At 66.2% G+C, this 17,203-nt stretch carries 13 protein-coding genes and 2 pseudogenes; 5 read left to right on the top strand and 10 right to left on the bottom strand.

Features of this window, described 5'->3' with window-relative positions; all coding sequences use genetic code 11:
• Nucleotides 1-13 precede the first annotated feature (13 nt).
• Nucleotides 14-115, top strand: a pseudogene (locus ACSHXN_RS41620) (ISAzo13-like element transposase-related protein); the annotation flags it as partial.
• A 94-nt stretch (nucleotides 116-209) separates the two neighbouring features.
• On the opposite strand, the gene ACSHXN_RS41615 reads toward ACSHXN_RS41620, so the two are convergent.
• Nucleotides 210-572, bottom strand: coding sequence for a group II intron maturase-specific domain-containing protein (locus ACSHXN_RS41615; RefSeq protein WP_355140886.1), 363 nt, complete (start codon nucleotides 570-572; stop codon nucleotides 210-212).
• Nucleotides 573-588: 16 nt separating this feature from the next.
• On the opposite strand from ACSHXN_RS41615, the gene ACSHXN_RS41610 reads away from it, so the two are divergent.
• Together ACSHXN_RS41610 and ACSHXN_RS41605 are read left to right on the top strand one after the other, a co-directional pair.
• Nucleotides 589-843: an undecaprenyl-diphosphate phosphatase gene (locus ACSHXN_RS41610; RefSeq protein WP_355140884.1), complete on the top strand. Its 255-nt coding sequence runs from the start codon at nucleotides 589-591 to the stop codon at nucleotides 841-843.
• Between the two features lie 373 nt (nucleotides 844-1,216).
• Complete coding sequence (locus tag ACSHXN_RS41605) at nucleotides 1,217-2,353, top strand: SchA/CurD-like domain-containing protein (protein ID WP_438306239.1); 1,137 nt, start codon at nucleotides 1,217-1,219, stop codon at nucleotides 2,351-2,353.
• A gap of 205 nt (nucleotides 2,354-2,558) precedes the next feature.
• Here ACSHXN_RS41605 and ACSHXN_RS41600 read toward each other — a convergent pair whose 3' ends face one another.
• The 5 genes from ACSHXN_RS41600 to ACSHXN_RS41580 form a co-directional block, all read right to left on the bottom strand.
• The gene (locus ACSHXN_RS41600; protein ID WP_355140880.1) at nucleotides 2,559-3,995 is read right to left on the bottom strand and encodes a purine-cytosine permease family protein; all 1,437 of its coding nucleotides are present in this window, start codon (nucleotides 3,993-3,995) and stop codon (nucleotides 2,559-2,561) included.
• 77 nt (nucleotides 3,996-4,072) lie between these two features.
• Entirely contained in the window at nucleotides 4,073-5,521 is a 1,449-nt protein-coding gene (locus ACSHXN_RS41595; RefSeq protein WP_438306237.1) for an ABC transporter substrate-binding protein, read from the bottom strand.
• A 103-nt stretch (nucleotides 5,522-5,624) separates the two neighbouring features.
• Nucleotides 5,625-7,016: a C69 family dipeptidase gene (locus ACSHXN_RS41590; protein WP_438306235.1), complete on the bottom strand. Its 1,392-nt coding sequence runs from the start codon at nucleotides 7,014-7,016 to the stop codon at nucleotides 5,625-5,627.
• A 1,157-nt stretch (nucleotides 7,017-8,173) separates the two neighbouring features.
• Entirely contained in the window at nucleotides 8,174-8,791 is a 618-nt protein-coding gene (locus ACSHXN_RS41585) for a pyridoxamine 5'-phosphate oxidase family protein (protein ID WP_355140874.1), read from the bottom strand.
• 337 nt (nucleotides 8,792-9,128) lie between these two features.
• Nucleotides 9,129-10,028, bottom strand: a complete 900-nt coding sequence (locus tag ACSHXN_RS41580; protein WP_355140872.1) for an NADP-dependent oxidoreductase — start codon at nucleotides 10,026-10,028, stop codon at nucleotides 9,129-9,131.
• A gap of 188 nt (nucleotides 10,029-10,216) precedes the next feature.
• On the opposite strand from ACSHXN_RS41580, the gene ACSHXN_RS41575 reads away from it, so the two are divergent.
• Entirely contained in the window at nucleotides 10,217-11,641 is a 1,425-nt protein-coding gene (locus ACSHXN_RS41575; protein ID WP_438306233.1) for a PLP-dependent aminotransferase family protein, read from the top strand.
• 380 nt (nucleotides 11,642-12,021) lie between these two features.
• Here the strand turns inward: ACSHXN_RS41575 and ACSHXN_RS41570 are convergent, their stop codons facing one another.
• The 4 genes from ACSHXN_RS41570 to ACSHXN_RS41555 all read right to left on the bottom strand — a co-directional run bounded on the left by ACSHXN_RS41570 (nucleotide 12,022) and on the right by ACSHXN_RS41555 (nucleotide 14,183).
• Entirely contained in the window at nucleotides 12,022-12,393 is a 372-nt protein-coding gene (locus ACSHXN_RS41570) for a fic family toxin-antitoxin system, toxin component (protein WP_355140868.1), read from the bottom strand.
• Complete coding sequence (locus ACSHXN_RS41565; RefSeq protein WP_355140866.1) at nucleotides 12,390-12,644, bottom strand: hypothetical protein; 255 nt, start codon at nucleotides 12,642-12,644, stop codon at nucleotides 12,390-12,392. Before ACSHXN_RS41565 ends, ACSHXN_RS41570 begins: the two co-directional genes overlap by 4 nt.
• 481 nt (nucleotides 12,645-13,125) lie before the next feature.
• Nucleotides 13,126-13,320 carry a hypothetical protein gene (locus tag ACSHXN_RS41560; RefSeq protein WP_438306231.1) on the bottom strand — a complete coding sequence of 65 codons (195 nt, stop codon included), beginning with the start codon at nucleotides 13,318-13,320 and terminating at the stop codon, nucleotides 13,126-13,128.
• Between the two features lie 200 nt (nucleotides 13,321-13,520).
• Nucleotides 13,521-14,183 carry a transposase gene (locus tag ACSHXN_RS41555; RefSeq protein ID WP_438306229.1) on the bottom strand — a complete coding sequence of 221 codons (663 nt, stop codon included), beginning with the start codon at nucleotides 14,181-14,183 and terminating at the stop codon, nucleotides 13,521-13,523.
• A gap of 278 nt (nucleotides 14,184-14,461) precedes the next feature.
• On the opposite strand from ACSHXN_RS41555, the pseudogene ACSHXN_RS41550 reads away from it, so the two are divergent.
• A pseudogene (locus ACSHXN_RS41550) lies at nucleotides 14,462-16,343 on the top strand (transketolase).
• Nucleotides 16,344-17,203 lie beyond the last annotated feature (860 nt).

The following is a 17,203-nucleotide window of genomic DNA, read 5'->3' as shown; positions in this document are numbered from 1 at the left end:
CGACCTTGTGATCCACGGCTACCGGACCCAGGCCTGGAAGCTCGAACTCGCCCGGTTCGCCGCCAACACAGGACTGACGATCACTGTTTGTCACCTGCCTCCGGGCATATCGAAGGTCGGGTGGCCGGAGGGATTCGCACCCGCCGGCTCCCACAGGTCCGTACGTGACGATCTCTCGTCATACGGCTCTTGTTGTCCTGATCACCAGGTCAGGGAGGGGGAACTCGTCCACTTCCACTGCGCGGACATCCCGCGCGGCACTTGGATGCCCTCTGGAAGGCCGCGATGGCCTTCCGCATTGCGCGAAACCGCTTGTACTTGTTGCGGAGCCAGCGCACCAAGTAGGTGTTGATGCGCACCAAGAGCGGATACAGGGCCGATCGGTAGAACCGGCCGTAGTACTGCGTCCAGCCCGCGACGATCGGATTGATCCGTTTCGCAAGTACTTCCACGGTGAGATCGACCCGCCGGCGGAGCCGCCAGGAGCGGACTTCCTCGCCGAGTCGTTTGAGGGCGTCGTTGCTGACTGCGGGGCGGAACGACCATCTGATCCGCCCGTTCTTGTCCCGCATCTGGCGCTGGCGGAATGTGAACCCCAGGAACGTGAACGCCGTGTGCTCGTACGAGCCACGCCGCAGGCCGTCCTTCCCGGCCTGGGGTCCGACACTGCTGGCCACCGGTATCGCCTTCGTGATCGGGTACGCGGCGGTGTCGTGGCTCCTCAAGTACATCTCCCACAACAGCTTCATCCCGTTCGTCGTATACCGGGTGCTGCTGGGCCTCACCATCATCGGCCTGTTCATCGCAGGCGCCCTCGACCCGGACGCGGGCGCCATGGGCTGACCCCTCCGAGATCACGGGGCCTCTCTGCTGCTCCCACCGGGGTTGCGGAACGATCGGCGGGATCCTGCTCGGCTACCCCCTTGGCGACACGCTCAAGGGCAGTATCGAGATGCGCTCTGAGTGTCTGGCCGAGGCGGTGCTCACAGAGAGGGGCAGGAAGCGTGCGCCGGGTGCCCATCCGCTCGTGCATGGGTTGACCGCGACGCAGTGTGTCCGGTTCCTGGTTCCGGTTGACGGTCCGTGCGCCCAGTCACTCGCATGATCCATACGAGTCGCGCACTCCCTGCGACCGACACACGATGGGGGAACGCTGACGTCGCGTCACCGCGGCTCGACGTTGCCACTGCCCCCTCGTGAAGGAGAAGCGCGCAGGATGACCACAACGTCTGAACGTGTTTCAGAACCGCTGACGCGACAGGTGTCGAAACGCGTCTCCCAGTCCGTCTTCGACGGCTCTCCACTCCGTGTCGTGCTGCTCGTGAACGTCTACGACGGAGCCCAGCAGCAGTTCCTTGAAGCGTACGAACAGCTGTGCAGCCAGGTCGCGTCCGTCCCCGGACACGTCAGCGACCAGCTCTGCCAGTCCATCGAGAATCCCTCCCAATGGCTGGTCACCAGCGAGTGGGAGAGTGCCCCGCCCTTCCTCGACTGGGTGAACAGCGAGGAGCACGTGCAGATGGTGCGACCGCTGCACAGCTGTGTCCGGGACACCCGCTCGCTGCGCTTCCACATCGTCCGCGAGACCGGGCGCCTGGCGCCGCCCGCCTCCGCCACGCGCCGGCTCCAAGCGGCACCTCGGATCGGCGACGGCAAGATCCGGCACGCGCTCACCTTCACCGTCAAGCCGGGCAGCGAGCCGAAGGTCGCCAAGATCCTCGCGAACTACGCCCCGCCGGAGGCGACGGTCGACGACACTACGCAGCTGTGCCGCACCTCCCTGTTCATGCACGGCAACCGGGTCGTACGGGCCATCGAGGTACAGGGCGACCTGCTCGCGGCGCTGCGCCACATCGCCCGGCAGCCTGAGGTACGGGCCGTATACGAGGCCATCAACCCCTATCTGGAGGAGGAGCCGGACCTCAACGACTATGAGGCGGCCCGGGTCTTCTTCACACGGGCGGCGGTCCCCGCCGTACACCATGTGACGGGCGATCAGGAGCGCCCCGAGTCGGAGCTGCACGCGCTGTACTACCCGGCCCGGCCGGGCTGCGGGACACACCTAGCCCAGCTGCTCGCCCAGCAGGACGAGACGGCGGCGGACGACCCGCGCAGCCCCATCTGCGGCAGCACGATCTTCCAACGCGACGAGATCGTAGTCCGCCTCATCGACGTACGGGGCGGCTTCGACGCGGACCCCGTGCCGACCCTAGGCCTTCCGGACCCCGCGCAGGCAGCCGAGCTGACCACCCTCCTCGACAGCGCCGCACTCAAGAGCGGCGACCTCCAACACTTCCTCATGCTTGCCCGCATGGAACTTATCACCGACCGCCGGTCGTCACCCGGCTCCTGAGCGGCTCCCGCCGACCACCCCGTACAGCGTGGTCCCACCCGCGTGATGGGCGCCCCGGACTCTCGCCCGTCCAGTTGGCCACCGTCTGCGTGTCGCAGTTCCTGCTCGGTCTGCCCTCATGCGGTCCCCCGCCCGCGAGCTCACCACCACATCCAACTGGCGGCCTGCCGTCTTCTTTCCGCGGCTTGACGAAGCATAGGGACTTCTACATGAGAGCGCTCTGCGGCCGTGCTGGGGTCCCCTCCGCTTGGGCGGGCTTGTAGTAGCGCCCCCTGGTTCCTGCGGTGAACGCGATGTGCAGGATGGGGCCGAGCAGCATCGAGATGAACGACGCGTAGTACACCGGGTACACACCGGCGATGCCCAGCGCGCCGACCACCACCGCCAGTCCGAGCGAGGCCAGACCGCAGGGGTTCCAGGACCGCACCTCATGCGGCTCGAACTCGATGCTCTCGGATCGGGCGAGTTTCATCCAGCGGCGGCATACAAAGTAATCCGCGAGGATGATCAGCACCCAGGTGTTGGTGAGGACGCCCGTGACCGCCAGGAAGGTGCCCAGGTGGTTAATGACGTTGAACGCGTAGAAGACCACGCCCAGGATCCACACCAGGTACATCCAGTATTGGCGGCCAGGGCGGAAGTTGGCGGCGACGTCGAAGCCGGATGAGAGTGCGATGGAACCGCCGTACAGGTTCATGACGTTGATGCGGATCTGGGTGAGGATAGCGAAGACGACGCCCACACCGCCCATGAGGTACACGAACATGAAGCCCGGATCCTGAGCATTGGACTGCGCATTGGGTCCGTGCAGTCCGGTCAGGAGCGTGAAGCCGATGAACGCGCCCAGGAAGATCACGGCGAACATCGGGATGAGCTCACCGAGCATGATGGCGGCGGTGCCGCGGTAGCGGATGTCGCGGGAGGCAAAACGCCCGTAGTCGGTCGCCATCAGACCTTGAAAGATCATCTGGCCATTGGCCAAGCTGAAGGCGCTCCATATCGCCACGCTGCCCGTGGCGCCGGTGGCGTGCCAGCCGTCCGCGCCGACCGGGGTGTGCTGCGTGAACATCTTGTACAGGCCCCAGGCGAGCAGGAGAACGAATACTGGGAAGCCCCAGGACTGGAGGAACGACATGGCGTGCATGCCGCGCCGGACCAGCAGCAGGGTGACCAGGCCCACCAGGGCGAAGATGCCGATACCGGCGATGGAGTTGATGTCGACCTTGAAGTACTCCGCGATCGCGTGCGAGACGATCGTTCCCTCGAAGAGGAAGTAGAAGATGTAGTTGACGGCGTAGATGAACGAGGTGATCGCCGCGCCTCGGCTGCCGAAGCCGAGACCCCGGCTGAGCAAGTTCTGCGACAGGCCTTCCCTGCTCGCCATGCGCATGGTGAGCATGCCAATCAGCGCGGAGCCGATGAAGAAGTACGCGATCGGGCCGAGCATTCCGGGCCATCCCACGAGGAACGCCTGCTGGGCACCGAAGGAGAAGAAGAACATTGCGGTGGCGTTGCCGAGAAGCACGAGGCTGATGGCGGGTATGGGCCACCGCAAATTCGCGGGGACGCGGTTGATCGCGAAGCTCTCGATCTGGTCGTCGATCGATGTCGTCGGTCCTCTGAATTTTTCCAGCACGCTCATCGTGCACCTTTCCTCGGACAGGGTGACCGTAGGGACATCTGGCGTGACGTGCGACTCCCTCCTCACGTTCTGTCTGGTCATATTCCGGTTGCGGCGACCGGTTTCCCGATGGGACGGGGACCGTCCCATACGAGGCGGAGGTTGCCGAGCGTGCGGTAGGCGTGAAGACTCATCTCGTTATCGACTAGTTCGGCCGACGAGTGGTACTGCTGAATGGTGCCGACGAACCTGTTGAGAACGCCGTTCTCCTTCCATGCCTCGTGGTCCACCGCAACGTGGGGCGGCAGGAAGTTGCGCCGCAAACAGCGCCGTGTGGCACTCTCGATCACCTTTGAGTCGACATCGGGGAATTCCAACTGTGCCACCCGGACCGCTTCGTCCGGGAAGGCATGGGCGTACTGGCAGGCTTTCTCCAGCGCGGTGACCACCGCTTTGTGTTGTGCGGGCTTGTCCTGGACGGTGCCACGCCGGGTGGCAAGAGCCGACATTAGATACGGGCCGAAATAGGTGGAGAAGTCGAAGACCTCGCGTAGGCCTTGTGAAATGGCCACGTCTGCCTGCGGCGGAAAGGCGAGGCAGATGTCGGCCTGCCCGGCCAGGACGCGCGCCGGTTCAGTGCCGATCGTCACCTGAAGGCCGCGGTAGGAAGACTCGGGGCCCGCCTGGTAAAGGAACTGAAGGTAGCGCAGCAAAGCCCACTGCGAGTCGGGCTGAGGTTGGGTGGCGACAGTGCGCCCGGCGACGGTGCGCGTGCTGAAAACACGTGGGTCGTCGGTTGCCTCCACCTCCGAGTCAGCAGCCAGAGCCAGAATGGCCTGCCCGTTGCAGATGCTGCCGACCACAACCGCGTCTCCGATCCCTTGTTCGAAAGCGCGGACGGTGAACACCGGATCGTGGACGGAATAGTCGGCGACGCTCGCCTCCACCGCGGACCAGGCCTCCGTGCCTCCGCCGGCGGTGGTGATCTCGACTTGCACTCCCTCGTCTGCGAAGAAGCCGACGTCATGGGCGATGTACAGCGGCAGATACAGCAGTGAGTGGTAGGCCTGGGCGATCCGTACGGCCGCCTGCGGCGCCTCCTCGGCCTCGGGCGGCGCGGGAGGCGCGTCGACGGGTTCGGGCTCGGTGCCGGCCAGCAGCGCCGTGATCGATGTCGAAGGGAGGCCCAGCATCAGTGACTCGCCGATGAACGCCCGCTGGGTCAGGTCACCGCGCTGGTAGCGCTCCACCAGTGCGTCGAGCGCGCGCCCGGTGGTGACTGGAAGCCTGCGGCGTCGGACCAGCCCGCGGGCCCGTTCCCTTATGTCGTCTTCGGTGCACTCCGGCGCGGACCGGTCTCCGACCCGATAGATCAGGTCCGCCTGCAAGCGATCAAGCACCGCGACGGGGCGCAGCAGAATCGTTCCGTCACCCTGGAGAACGACCTCGATCACGTCACCCTCGTGCAGTTCGGCTGCACGCCGCACCGGCATGGGGAGGGTGACCTGCCCATTGCTGCGGATGTGAACGGTTTCCGGACGGTCCATGGCACCTTCAATTGATTCTTGAGATCTCAGATCCGACCCTTAAGCCGGTAGCATGCGTATGTCACATCGGCTTGTCAAGGCTTCTCGGGTGACCGGACTCCTGTCAGCCGGACAGCTGCGCGACGAGGTCGTCAAGGACCTCCAGTGCCTGCTGCACGCAGGATTCGGTATAGCCAGCCAGGAAGTCCGCCATGGCCGTGTGATCGCCTTGCTCGCGCAACACGAGGGCGTCCTTCTCCACCTGCGGGAGTTCAGCGGCCCACTGTCGTTCCAGGGCGTCGAAGGCCCGCCGGACCACGGGCTGGTTCTCGTTGAAACTCCAGGCCTGCTCGCCACCCTTGACCAGGTCGAGAAGCCGACGGAACCGCCACCAGTAGGACCTTTCGTCATACGTGTCGACTGGCGTGTGCTCGGGAAGACGCTCCTCGACGCCGGCCGTCCCCGCCGCAGAAAAGATTCCGGGTACCCTCCCGGCGTCCACGAACACCGGCACGTACACACCGGTGCATGGCGTCACTGGCGTCCACCACAGGTGAGCCAGCCCCTCCCCACTCTTCGGCAGCACGAACACCGCCGAGCCGGCGGTGTTGCCCCAGGTGAAGTCTGATGGGTGGGAGTGCATGCAGAGGCTCAGGAAGTCGGGCACCGCCGCGTTGAAGTATGGGCCGCCGAGGAAGGTGTCCTCGTAGTGGTCGCGCAACACCCGCTTGGCCTGGCCGAGCCCCACCCCACCAGCGCTCACCGCCTCGCCGAGCAGTTGGCGTGAGCGCTGGAGGCGGATGTGCGACAGCTGCAGCGGCGTACCAGGGTCGACATAGGCGCGTGCGAAGTCGAACGAGCGCCTCGCCGCGGACTCCCACCAGCCGGAATCGACCGCGTGTTCCACCAGGTCGTCGCTGGCGCGGTCCCACTGGGTGCGGATGGTCGGTTGATTGGAGATGGCGTATATCCCCGTGGTGACTTGTTTGGCGACCCAGCGGTGACCGCTGGTCTCCAGCACCCATGCTTCCCGGGCATCGGCGATGAGGAAGGAGTTGTCATAGCCACCCCTGACCGCCGGCTGCCCGACGACACCGGAGCCCCACTGTCCGTATCGCTGCACCAGCGAGCAGATGACGTCGAGCGCCTCTCGGGCCGTGCGGCCCCGCTCCAGACCCAGGCGCAACAGCTCCATGCCGAGGATGCCGCCGTCCCGGTCGGCGCCACCCTTGACCGCGGACACCGAGGCCGCCCAGTCCCTGGTGAACAGGGCCTCATTGCCGATAGCCACACCCCATTCGTTCAGGCCCTCTTCATGTCCCCAGCACCAGTAGGGCGAACCGCCCAGGTGCGCATAGGACTCCTCAACGTCGTCAACCTCGACGTAGGCCAGCCGCAGGGTGGCGCCCGCCTGCGCGGTACGGCGCGGCAGAAAGCGCAGTGGTTGTGTGTCGGACACCGGGCGGTCGCTGTTCTTGGCCAGCAGGACGTGTCCTCCGGGCACGCCGTCGGCCATGGCCACGAAGGTGTCGCAGCTCCATGGAAGCACAGGGGTTTCTCCCACTTCGGGTAGATCCGGCTGTCGGTTCTTTTCGACTTGAGATCTCAGGATCACGCCAAGCTGCAAATTTGTCGACAGTGGGATTCCGTAGCTTCCCTCCACACGCCTGTCCCACCGCGGGAAATCACAAGGTCAGTGACTTGATCGGGTGTCGTCGTGCATTACGCACGAGTAGGGACATGCGACGTGACCTGCACGGACGAGGTTTGTAGCGAGGGCAAGAAGACGTTGCGCTGCCACCAGTCACGTACCGTGATGGCCTGACCCTTCATATCGTTCGGGGTCAAGCGGGATGGTGGCTCTGTGGTGCGACCAAGCGGTCGCTTTTGCAGACCGTGGGCGCTGGGCTCGGCCTGCCAGGTGAATATCGCCTGCGTCTACAGGTATGTCGGCGAGCCGCCTTGTTGCACACCAAGCGGCCTGGACGGTGTGGCTCTTCTCGGATGCCCAGGTGATGACGCTCGCGCCGGCGTAGGTCCCGGGCTGGATACCAGCGTGCGGCGTCTTGTACTTGCGCATGTCCACGTTGGCCACCTCATACATGCCCGTGACCTGCACGACGCGAGGGCAAGCCTGGAGCGCCGTTACGAAGATATCGCCGTAGCAGAGGTATCTGTGTGCGCCGTCGTCCAGTGTCTCGAGTGCTTGTGCGGCGCGTACGAATAACGTGGGCCGTGTAAGGCGAGCAGGTCCGTGGTGGTCACCAGATGCGCCGGCCCCATTCGGTGAGCCTTAAGAGCTGTCTCTCCTGCGACACCTCGACACGCTACGCCCGCCGCGGGCAATAGGCCGCTGGGAGGACTGCCTCGCCCATCTCACCGGGACCCTGCGGACTGACGGCGCGTGATCACAAATGTGGCCACCTCTGCGGCCATCATGTGCGACGCCTACGCGCTACCCGCCATCCACTCTCGTCCGGCGCGTCGCGGCCGCCTGCCGAGCACCTGGTCGGCGGGCGGCTGCAGCGTCCAGCCGCCGACCGGTGTAACCCCCGGCGTTGGCCGCCGGCTGCCCTCCAGGACTTGACGGAGGACAGCCCACATCCCGGCTGCAGTCCTGGCGGGCGTCAGGGGCTGACCACGACCTACTTCGAGATCTGCGACAGAGTCGAGTTAGACATCGGTCAGGCCATAGTTGGCGGCCCATGTCTGCTTCAAGTCCTCCTCCTTCGCGTGCCCGAATGTGTAGGCAGGAGAATCCACTGGCAGCGCCCGTTCCACCTTGATCAGTACGGCCTCGTGACACGGATAGACAGGCTTGTCATGCGTGTCCAGTACCCACTGACGGGACCACTCGTACACGGGGTCGTCAGCGCTGCGGATCTCGGCGGTTCCCTTGAAGCGGTAGCCCCGCCTGCGGATGAAATCAATCACATTCACCTCAAGCCGAGGCTCACGCCGCAGGTTTGCCACCGTCGTGGGCGAGGCCATGTTCATGAACACCAGATGATCGTCGTCGTAGACCAGCAGGGACCCCTTCGGCGAGAGGTTCGGGGAGCCGTCCGCGCAGACCGTAGCGACGAACGCCAGCTTGGCACTGGTGACGATCTCCCTCATGTCAGGGGTGATGATTCCCATTGTTTCCCAGCTTTCCTTGTTGTTCTCTGTTGGGGCGTCGGTCTCCTGGGCCGCAACGCAGCTCGCTTCAAGTGCGGCATCGCAAGTGGATGACTGGCTCCGCCGACGCTCTTCCTGCCGCTGGCTCTGGTTATGCAGGGTTCTCGATCCCACGTGACCCAGATTCTTCGGTGGCTTGTGGTCGGTGATCGTGTCGGCGGTTCGCCCGTAATGACCCGCTGTTTCGTTGCGGCGCCCGTCGCATGACGTTGCGGAGGCGTCGGCGTCCAGCCGGTGAACACTGGAGTCGGACGGAGGAGGCCAAAATGTGATGACGCAATGTAACCGTATGGCCTCGCTCGGGGACTGGTTCGCGTCTTGAGTGTGATCATGGGTGGCTGTCGGGCGACAGTGCGGGTGATTCTTCCGGGCCGGGTTTCCGCTATGCGGCCGCGCCCGTGTCCGGCGAGCACCGTGACCGAGTATCAAGGTCGGGCGGTGCCCGGTCGGGTCATGCTTGGGTGAGTACGATCTTCTTTCCGCCGGCCCGTCCGGTAGCCACCCGGGCGAACGCGGCCGGTCCCTCGCTCAGCGGCAGGGGTTCCGGTGCGAGTTTCAAGGTTCCTGCGGCGGTCTGTTCCGCCAGCTGGACAAGCTGCGTGGCGTTGGGCTCGACGTAGAGGTCCCAACTCGTGATGCCTCGCTCCTTTGCAGGCGCGTCCGAGGTCAGGGAGCACAGTCGGCCGCCGTCGCGCACCAAGGGCAGGGCGGCGTCCGCCGTGCCGGCGGCGATGACAAGGGCGGCGTCGAACCCGCCGCGTACCGTGGCCGACCAGTTCGGGTCGTGGTAGTCGACGACCTCCGTCGCTCCCAGACCGAGCAGGCGCTCCGCGGCGGCAGCAGACGCGGTCGCGGTCACCTCGACGCCCTTGGCCGCGGCAAGCTGGACGGCCAGGGCTCCGGTGGCCCCGCCCCCGTTGGTGATCAGCAGCCGCTGCCCTCGACTGAGGTCCAGCTTCTCCAGGGCTTGCAACGCAGTGAGTCCATTGACCGGCAGCGCCGCCGCGTGCACGGCGTCCAGCCCCGGTGGGCAGGCTGCCGTGTGATCCGCATCGATCAGAACCCGTTCGGCCCAAAACCCGCTTCCCCCGGGCAGCGGGGCCTCGTGTGCGAGCACCCGGTCGCCTACGGCAAACCCGGTGACTCCCACGCCGACGGCCAGCACCCTGCCCGCGCCCTCCACTCCCAGCGCCGCCGGGGGGCACAGCCCCACATCCCAACCGGCGCCGTTCAGCAGTCGGTCCCACGGGCCGACCCCGGCCGCCTCAACCCCCACCAGGATCTGACCGGGCCCGGGAGACGACGGCTCCGGCAACTCCAACAGGACGACATCCCCATCCGCCCCAGACACTCCGCACGCCTTCACAGCAGATCCTTGTCCCTTTCACTCAATCCGGCCGACCGCGAGATACAAACCAGAAACCCTCCACAGGCAGCAGCGTCGACTTCGGGACCCTCTACAGAGGTCGCTCGTGGTCTCAGCCGTATTGGCGTCGAGCCTATGCAGCTAGCAGTCCGGACATATGGTCCACTTGAAGAGTGACTGACTGGGCCAATCCTGGAATAGATCTGCACCTGGACCTTGGTGCGGGGCGGGGCGTACGGACCCGCCTTGAACAGGCGCTGCGGCAGGCCGTACGGGACGGACGGCTGGCACCGGGCACCCAGCTACCGTCGTCACGAGTACTCGCGCAGGATCTAGGGATCGCACGGAACACGGTCAGGGAGGTATACGATCAGCTAGTCGCAGAAGGTTGGTTGACAGCTCGTCAGGGATCAGGGACCCGGGTGGCGCGGGAGACATTCGCCGAGCCCTCGCGCAGCAAGGCCGCTCCCGTGGTCAGCACGACAGCGGAGCTTACAGAGTCGTCCCACGGCCAGAACTACCCCTACGACCTGCGGCCCGGCTCACCGGATCTCTCGTCATTCCCACGTCACGTCTGGCTTACCGCGAGCCGCCGGGCGCTGGCAGCCGCGCCCCATGAGGCTTTCGGCTACACCGATCCTCGCGGACAGTTGGACTTGCGCGAGTCGCTGGCCGAGTACCTGGCGCGGGTACGCGGAGTACGCACCACACCAGACCTGATCCTGGTGTGCTCTGGATTCGTCCAAGCCATCGGGCTGCTGGGGCGGGCGCTATACAAAATCGGCGGGCGACAGATCGCGGTGGAAGCACCCGGTTTGCCCGATCCCCCGACAATCCTGCGCAATGCCGGGCTGGAAACCGTGCAACTGTCACTCGACGCCGACGGCGCCTGCGTCGACCAGCTAGCCGACGAGGATGCGGTGTTGCTCACGCCGTCGCACCAATTCCCGACCGGCGCGGCAATGCCACCTGCGCGACGGACAGCCGCCGTGGCCTGGGCCAGCAAGCACGGCGCGGTGATCGTGGAGGACGACTACGACGGCGAGTTCCGCTACGACCGACAGCCAGTGGGCGCGATACAAGGCCTCGCCCCTCATCATGTCGCCTACGCGGGCACAACAAGCAAGAGCCTGGCACCGGGGCTGCGACTAGGTTGGCTCGTACTACCGCCCCATCTGCTAGAACCGGTCGTATGCGAGAAGCACCTGGCCGATCGCCACTGCCCTGCCCTCGACCAGTTGACCCTGGCCGAGCTGATCACCTCGGGCGGGTACGACCGACACGTGCGGCACATGCGCGCACGCTATCGGCGACGCCGGGACCAGCTAGTCACTGCGCTAGTTCAGCATGCCCCACACGTGCGGGTGTCCGGGATAGCCGCCGGACTACATGCCGTCCTGGAACTTCCCGCAGACGGGCCAACCGAGGACGAACTGGTCACCCGCGCGCAACAGCAAGGGCTAGCGTTGACAGGTATGGCGTCGTTCGGCAGTCGCACTGGGCCGGCACTGGTCGTCGGCTACGGCAGACCACCTGAGCACGCCTTCGCCGGCGCGCTCGAGCGGTTGTGCGCTGTGCTCGAAACTACGGGCTTGTGAGAGGGATAGCCACGGTCGACGCCACCGAATCGCCTCCCGGGGCGACCCGGAGTCCAGCCCTCCCCGTCCTCTGATCAGGAGGACAAAACCGGCGACTTCGCGTAATAGGAGTCGCCACGCACGACACAGGGCCGTAAGCGGACTCACTCTTCCGTATCGCGAGGCGGATGCACGACAGAGCAGGATTCAACCTCCTCCGGCACCGTAATCGTTCTCGGATAGTTTCGCCTTCTACCACCGAATGTGCGGGGGCCACGCGCCACGATGAGGAACCGCCGGGTGACATCTCCGCGGGCGCAGAGAGCATGTGGGCGAACTGAGTCCGGATCCTACATAGGTGCACGGCGATGTCTGGGGCACCGATCGAGTGGAGCTGAGGATCAGGGCTTCCAGGTCCGCAGTATGGCAGCGATGCCCGCGGCCGTGCAGCGCGGACTGCACAGCTCCTGGGCGAGCGCTGTGAGTTGCTCCCGAGTGGGGCTGACAGGAATATTGCTGGCCTCGAGATACATGACGGCGACCGCACAGACCACCGTCAGGTTGGAGCGCTCCAGCCAGCGGCACCGGCCCAGGGTGTGCACGAGGACGGCGGCTCGCGCGTAGGGGCCGTCGCAGACAGGGCGATCAAGGACCTCGCCACGGCGACGGGCCACCGCGGAGACGGGTACGCCGTAATCGTCGACAGCGGGGTCACGCTGGCCAGCACGCTCAGCGACTTCGAAAACCCAAGACTCGTCGACGTAAAGGATCACGCGGCCGCGCCCGGCTGCCGGGTGCAGGAGGCCTCGAGCTGCTCCTCCAGGTCGTCGAGGAAGGACCCATGCTCGTCGATGAGTCGCTGCGCTGCTGACATGCCAGCGGCCCTGGCCCCAGTCGTGTCCTCGACGATGAGACGCTCGACATAGCGGTTGAAATCCAAACCGCGCGCTGCCGCAGCGTCTTTTCCGGCGGCGAGCACAGCGGGCTCCAACCGGACCTGGGTCTGCTTCTTCGTAGAAGCCATACTAGGGGTAGCACGGTGGTAGCAGCCCCCGCTGCTTGCCCGCCGATGTCTCCCCGAGTCGATTGCGGATAGGGGCCAGCGAAGGCAGGCCAGCTGCAGACGAGTGCCCGAACCTGTTCGCGTGTACCGGTGTGTGTCCGCCTCTGGCCCAGGTGTGAACGGTGGGCGGCGTCATCGAGAACCCGGCTTCGTCTTCGAAGCACGGCCAGGCCCCGAGCGCCGCCACAGACCGTCCACCTGCGGCTAGGTCTCCTTCAGCTAGCCGGTGACGGCCTCCTCGTTACGCTCCAGCGCGCCGGGCCGGAACCTGGTGACTGAAGCCGTGCCGGTGCAACATCTGAGCAATCGCCGACAGCGTCTGTTCTTGTGGAACCGGCGTCCGATCAGTGTCTTGGTCCCCGACAGCGTCCAGGTATGGTCCGGCCAGCCGTTCGCGAGCCCTTGGCCAGTTCCTGCTCGAGCACGGCGAACAATGCCCCGCTCAGTTTGGGTCGCGAAACGGGTCCGGCAGACCGCAGCCCCTCAGTGCGGCGTCGTGCCAGGCCCAGCGCCATCGCTGCACCGAGCGCACACTCACCCGTAAGTCCCTGTCGACCTCGACATTGGAGACACCGGCAGCGAATCGCTCCGCGGCCTCCAGCCGGATCCGCTCGCGAAACGCTTGCCGTTCGGGCATCAGCCCACCACCCTGCGGACATCTCACACAACCGGCATACCGCGACGATCACACATCGTCAGCCCCCTGCGACATCACGCCTCAAAGGTCAGTAGAGCCTCTTACCGGGTTCCTTGCAGGAAGCCCCGGTGTTCAGGACTCCGTTGGGAAATCCGTGAACCGGGTGTGGGTGGGCTTCTATGCGGCCAGGTCTAGTCGGGTCAGGTGAGAGGTCCGGGTCTGGCCGAGTGGGGTTTGGGTGAGCCAGGCGTCGAGTCGGATGATGTTGATGGCGATGGCGGTGAAGACGTGGCCGAGGTGGGTCTTGGGCAGGCCGGTGAAGCGGGTCCGGCGGTGCGGGTGCGCCGGACCGCCTGGGAGATCGTGCCCTCCACGCCGGCGCGGATGTTGTACCGCTGCTGCCACTCGTCGGCCAGCTGCTCGCGGCGCCGCGCTTCCAGCGCCTCCTGCTGGTCTTGGGGAAGCAGGGTCAGACTGCGGCCCCATGTGCCATTCGCCGCCTTGGTGCACTTCTCGCGCACGGGGCAACTGGCGCAGTCCTGTGCCGTGAAGTGCACCCGCGCGATGGGAGTTCCGCTGCTCTTTCGCTGGTCGGACCAGCTGGCGCTGATCTTGCCCACAGGGCAGGTGACCTTGCGGGCCTGCCAGTCGACGGTGAAGGCACTCTGCGTGAAGTGCTCGCCTTCGTGGTTCTCGTGGCAGGTGTCCAGTCCGACCGGCCCCACCAGCTTGATCCCGTACTCGTTCCGGGCGGCGGTGACGATGTGCGTGGCGGTGACATAGCCGGCGTCGACGTCGTGCTCGGCAGGCAGTAACTCCCGTGCGGCCAGGATCCTGATGGACGGTATCGGTGACTGGCTCACCGGTCCTGGATGTCCGGCAAGTTGCGTGTCCGGGCAGCGTCCGGGCTGAACTGCCGCATCACGTGGTGCAATGAGTCGTCAGTGGACTGTTTTGTCCGTTCAGCTCTCGACATGACGCTCGAATCAGACCAGATCAAAGAATTATCGGACCATTTAGTCCGTCAAGTGTGTGCGACGATGCTGCGTCGACCGTCCACGGGGACGCCGGCACGACATCGCGACCAGCGTGCCGCATCGGCATGCCATCCCGCGCACCGGACACAGACAAGGAGCTCCCTATGGCGAGTAGTCAACCCGTAACCTCGATCGACCTGGGCCAGGTCGAGGAACTCGCCGCGCAACTGCGCGTCGACTCCGTTCGTTCCAGCACCAGTGCAGGCTCCGGGCACCCCACCTCCAGCATGTCGGCCGCGGACCTGCTCGCCGTGCTGGTCGGACGGCACCTCCGCTACGACTGGGACCACCCCGAGGCGGACGGAAATGACCACCTGCTCTTCTCGAAGGGCCATGCCTCGCCGCTGCTCTACTCCGTCTACAAAGCCGTTGGCGTCGTCAGCGACGAGGAGCTCATGACTGGCTACCGGCGCTTCGGCAGCCGGCTCGAGGGCCACCCCACGCCGGTCCTGCCATGGGTCGACGTCGCCACCGGCTCGCTCGGACAAGGGCTGCCTGACGGCGTTGGCGTCGCCCTGGCGGGCAAATACCTCGACAAGCTGCCCTACCGGGTATGGGTCCTGTGCGGGGACAGCGAGATGGCCGAGGGCTCCATGTGGGAGGCACTGGACAAGGCCGCCTATTACGAACTCTCCAATCTGGTCGTCCTGGTCGACGTCAACCGGCTCGGCCAACGCGGGCCGACCGAGCTCGGATGGAACCTCGAGGCGTACGCCCGGCGGGCCGAGGCCTTCGGGGCCCGGGTGCTCACCATCGACGGCCACGACTTGGCCCAGATCGACCAGGCACTGGCCACCGCAGTCGACGGGAGCACCGACCGGCCGACGGTGATCCTCGCCCGCACCGTCAAGGGACGCGGCTACAGCGAGGTCGAGGACCGTGAGGGCTGGCACGGCAAGCCGCTCCCCGAGGACATGGCGGCCCGCGCGGTCGCCGAACTCGGCGGCGAACGCAACCTGCGGGTCCGTGGACCGCTGCCACAGGGCAACACCGTGTCGCCGGCCGCGGCTGCTGAGCCCGGCCCCTCCCTTCCCGCGTACACCTGCGGGGAGCGGGTTCCCACCCGCAAGGCCTACGGCGATGCCCTACTCGCCCTTGGCGGGCTCAATCCACGGGTTGTGGCCCTGGACGGCGAAGTCAGCAACTCCACGCACGCCGACGAGTTCGCCAAAGCCTACTCCGGCCGATACTTTGAGATGTTCATCGCCGAGCAGCAGATGGTCGCCGCCGCCGTCGGGCTCAGCGTGCGCCACTACATCCCCTTCGCCTCGACCTTCGCCGCCTTCCTCACCCGAGCCCACGACTTCATCCGCATGGCCGCTATCTCACAGGCCGACCTGCGGCTGGTTGGCTCCCACGCCGGGGTGGAGATCGGCGCTGACGGCCCGTCCCAGATGGCGCTGGAGGACCTCGCGATGATGCGCGCCGTACACGGGTCCACGGTCCTCTACCCCAGCGACGCCACCAGCGCCGTCGCCCTCACCCTTGCCATGGCCGACACCCATGGCATCAGCTACCTGCGCGCCACCCGCGGCGGCTACCCCGTGCTCTATGAGCCTGAGGAGAGCTTTCCGGTGGGCGGCTCCAAGGTGTTGCGCTCCTCAGACGCCGACCAGGTGACGCTGGTCGGAGCAGGAGTCACTGTGCACCAGTGCCTGGCCGCTGCCGACCAACTGGCCGCGGACGGCATCCAGACTCGAGTGATCGACCTGTACTCGGTCAAACCGGTGGACGGCCACACTGGTGGCGGCGGCTCGCGCCACTCAAGGGCGCCTCGTCGTAGCCGAGGACCACCATCCCGAGGGAGGGCTGGGCTCGGCGGTAGCCGACGCGCTGCTGGCCGCCCGGGTGCCGCAACTGCGCCTCAGCCACCTGGCCGTTAGGAAGATGCCCGGATCCGGCACTACGGCCGAACTGCTGGACGCTGCCGGCATCAGCGCTCGCCACATCGACGCAGCCGCCAAGGAACTGCTCGCCGAGCTGTGACCCTGCCCTGCCGAAGAGGCCGGCTACCCGGCACCGCCGCGACGACGAGTGCGTTCCCGTGGAGGACCCGGCTCCCCTGACCGCGGTCCAGCCGCTGCCAGGGGGCGCCCGGGACTCAGCGCGGCCCGAACGCCGCGGGTTGCTGCTCGCGTGCCGCCGAGACAGCAGAGGCCGACACACCGTAGGCCGTGGCACACGGCCGGGCTTGAGCCGCATTCCGACCGCGAAGTCCCAGCACGGACCACGGTTTAGGCGCACCGGAAGGAGCTACCGTCCCGGACTGCTGCACAACAGGGCCGTCTCCCTGACGGCGGCGCTAGCCGCCGCGCTGCCAGGAGCGGACAGCGGCGTCCTTCCTCGAGGGCGGCGCTCGCAAGGGTGCGGCCTGCGGTGGTCTGCGGCGGCGGCCCTCAACACCAAGTTGCTGTCTTCCGTCCCGTCACGTTCAGCCCCCTACACGCCTCTTCAGGGGACCCGATGGCAGGTTTCGTAGTCGCATCACTCAGCCCCGGAAGCCACCTGCAATGTACTGTAGGTCCAGGTGACCGGTGCTATTCGGCCGCGTCGCTGCTGCCGCTTGACGGTTCCGCCTGGTCAACTGGCGGGACGCAAGAAACTGAAGGTCAGGCCGCTGCCCAGGGTTCAGCGCGCCAACCGGTCAGCTCCTTGTCCGACCACTCCTCGACAGTCTGCCGCCAAGGATCAGAGACATCACAGTCGACCACATCGACTCAGCTGTGCTGGGCCGTTTCGGGGTCCACAACGAGTTGGAGAGATAGGCCTCGAAGTCGTCGGCGACTTTGGTGGGCCAAGGCCCGCATCAAGGTGGCACGCCAGCACGCCAAGGTGGCGGACTGGCG

It is taken from the genome of Streptomyces sp. HUAS TT11 (assembly GCF_051553595.1).
Classification (GTDB): domain Bacteria; phylum Actinomycetota; class Actinomycetes; order Streptomycetales; family Streptomycetaceae; genus Streptomyces.
The sequence above is the reverse complement of the archived record's forward strand: the minus strand, read 5'-3'. Positions and strand labels throughout refer to the sequence as shown.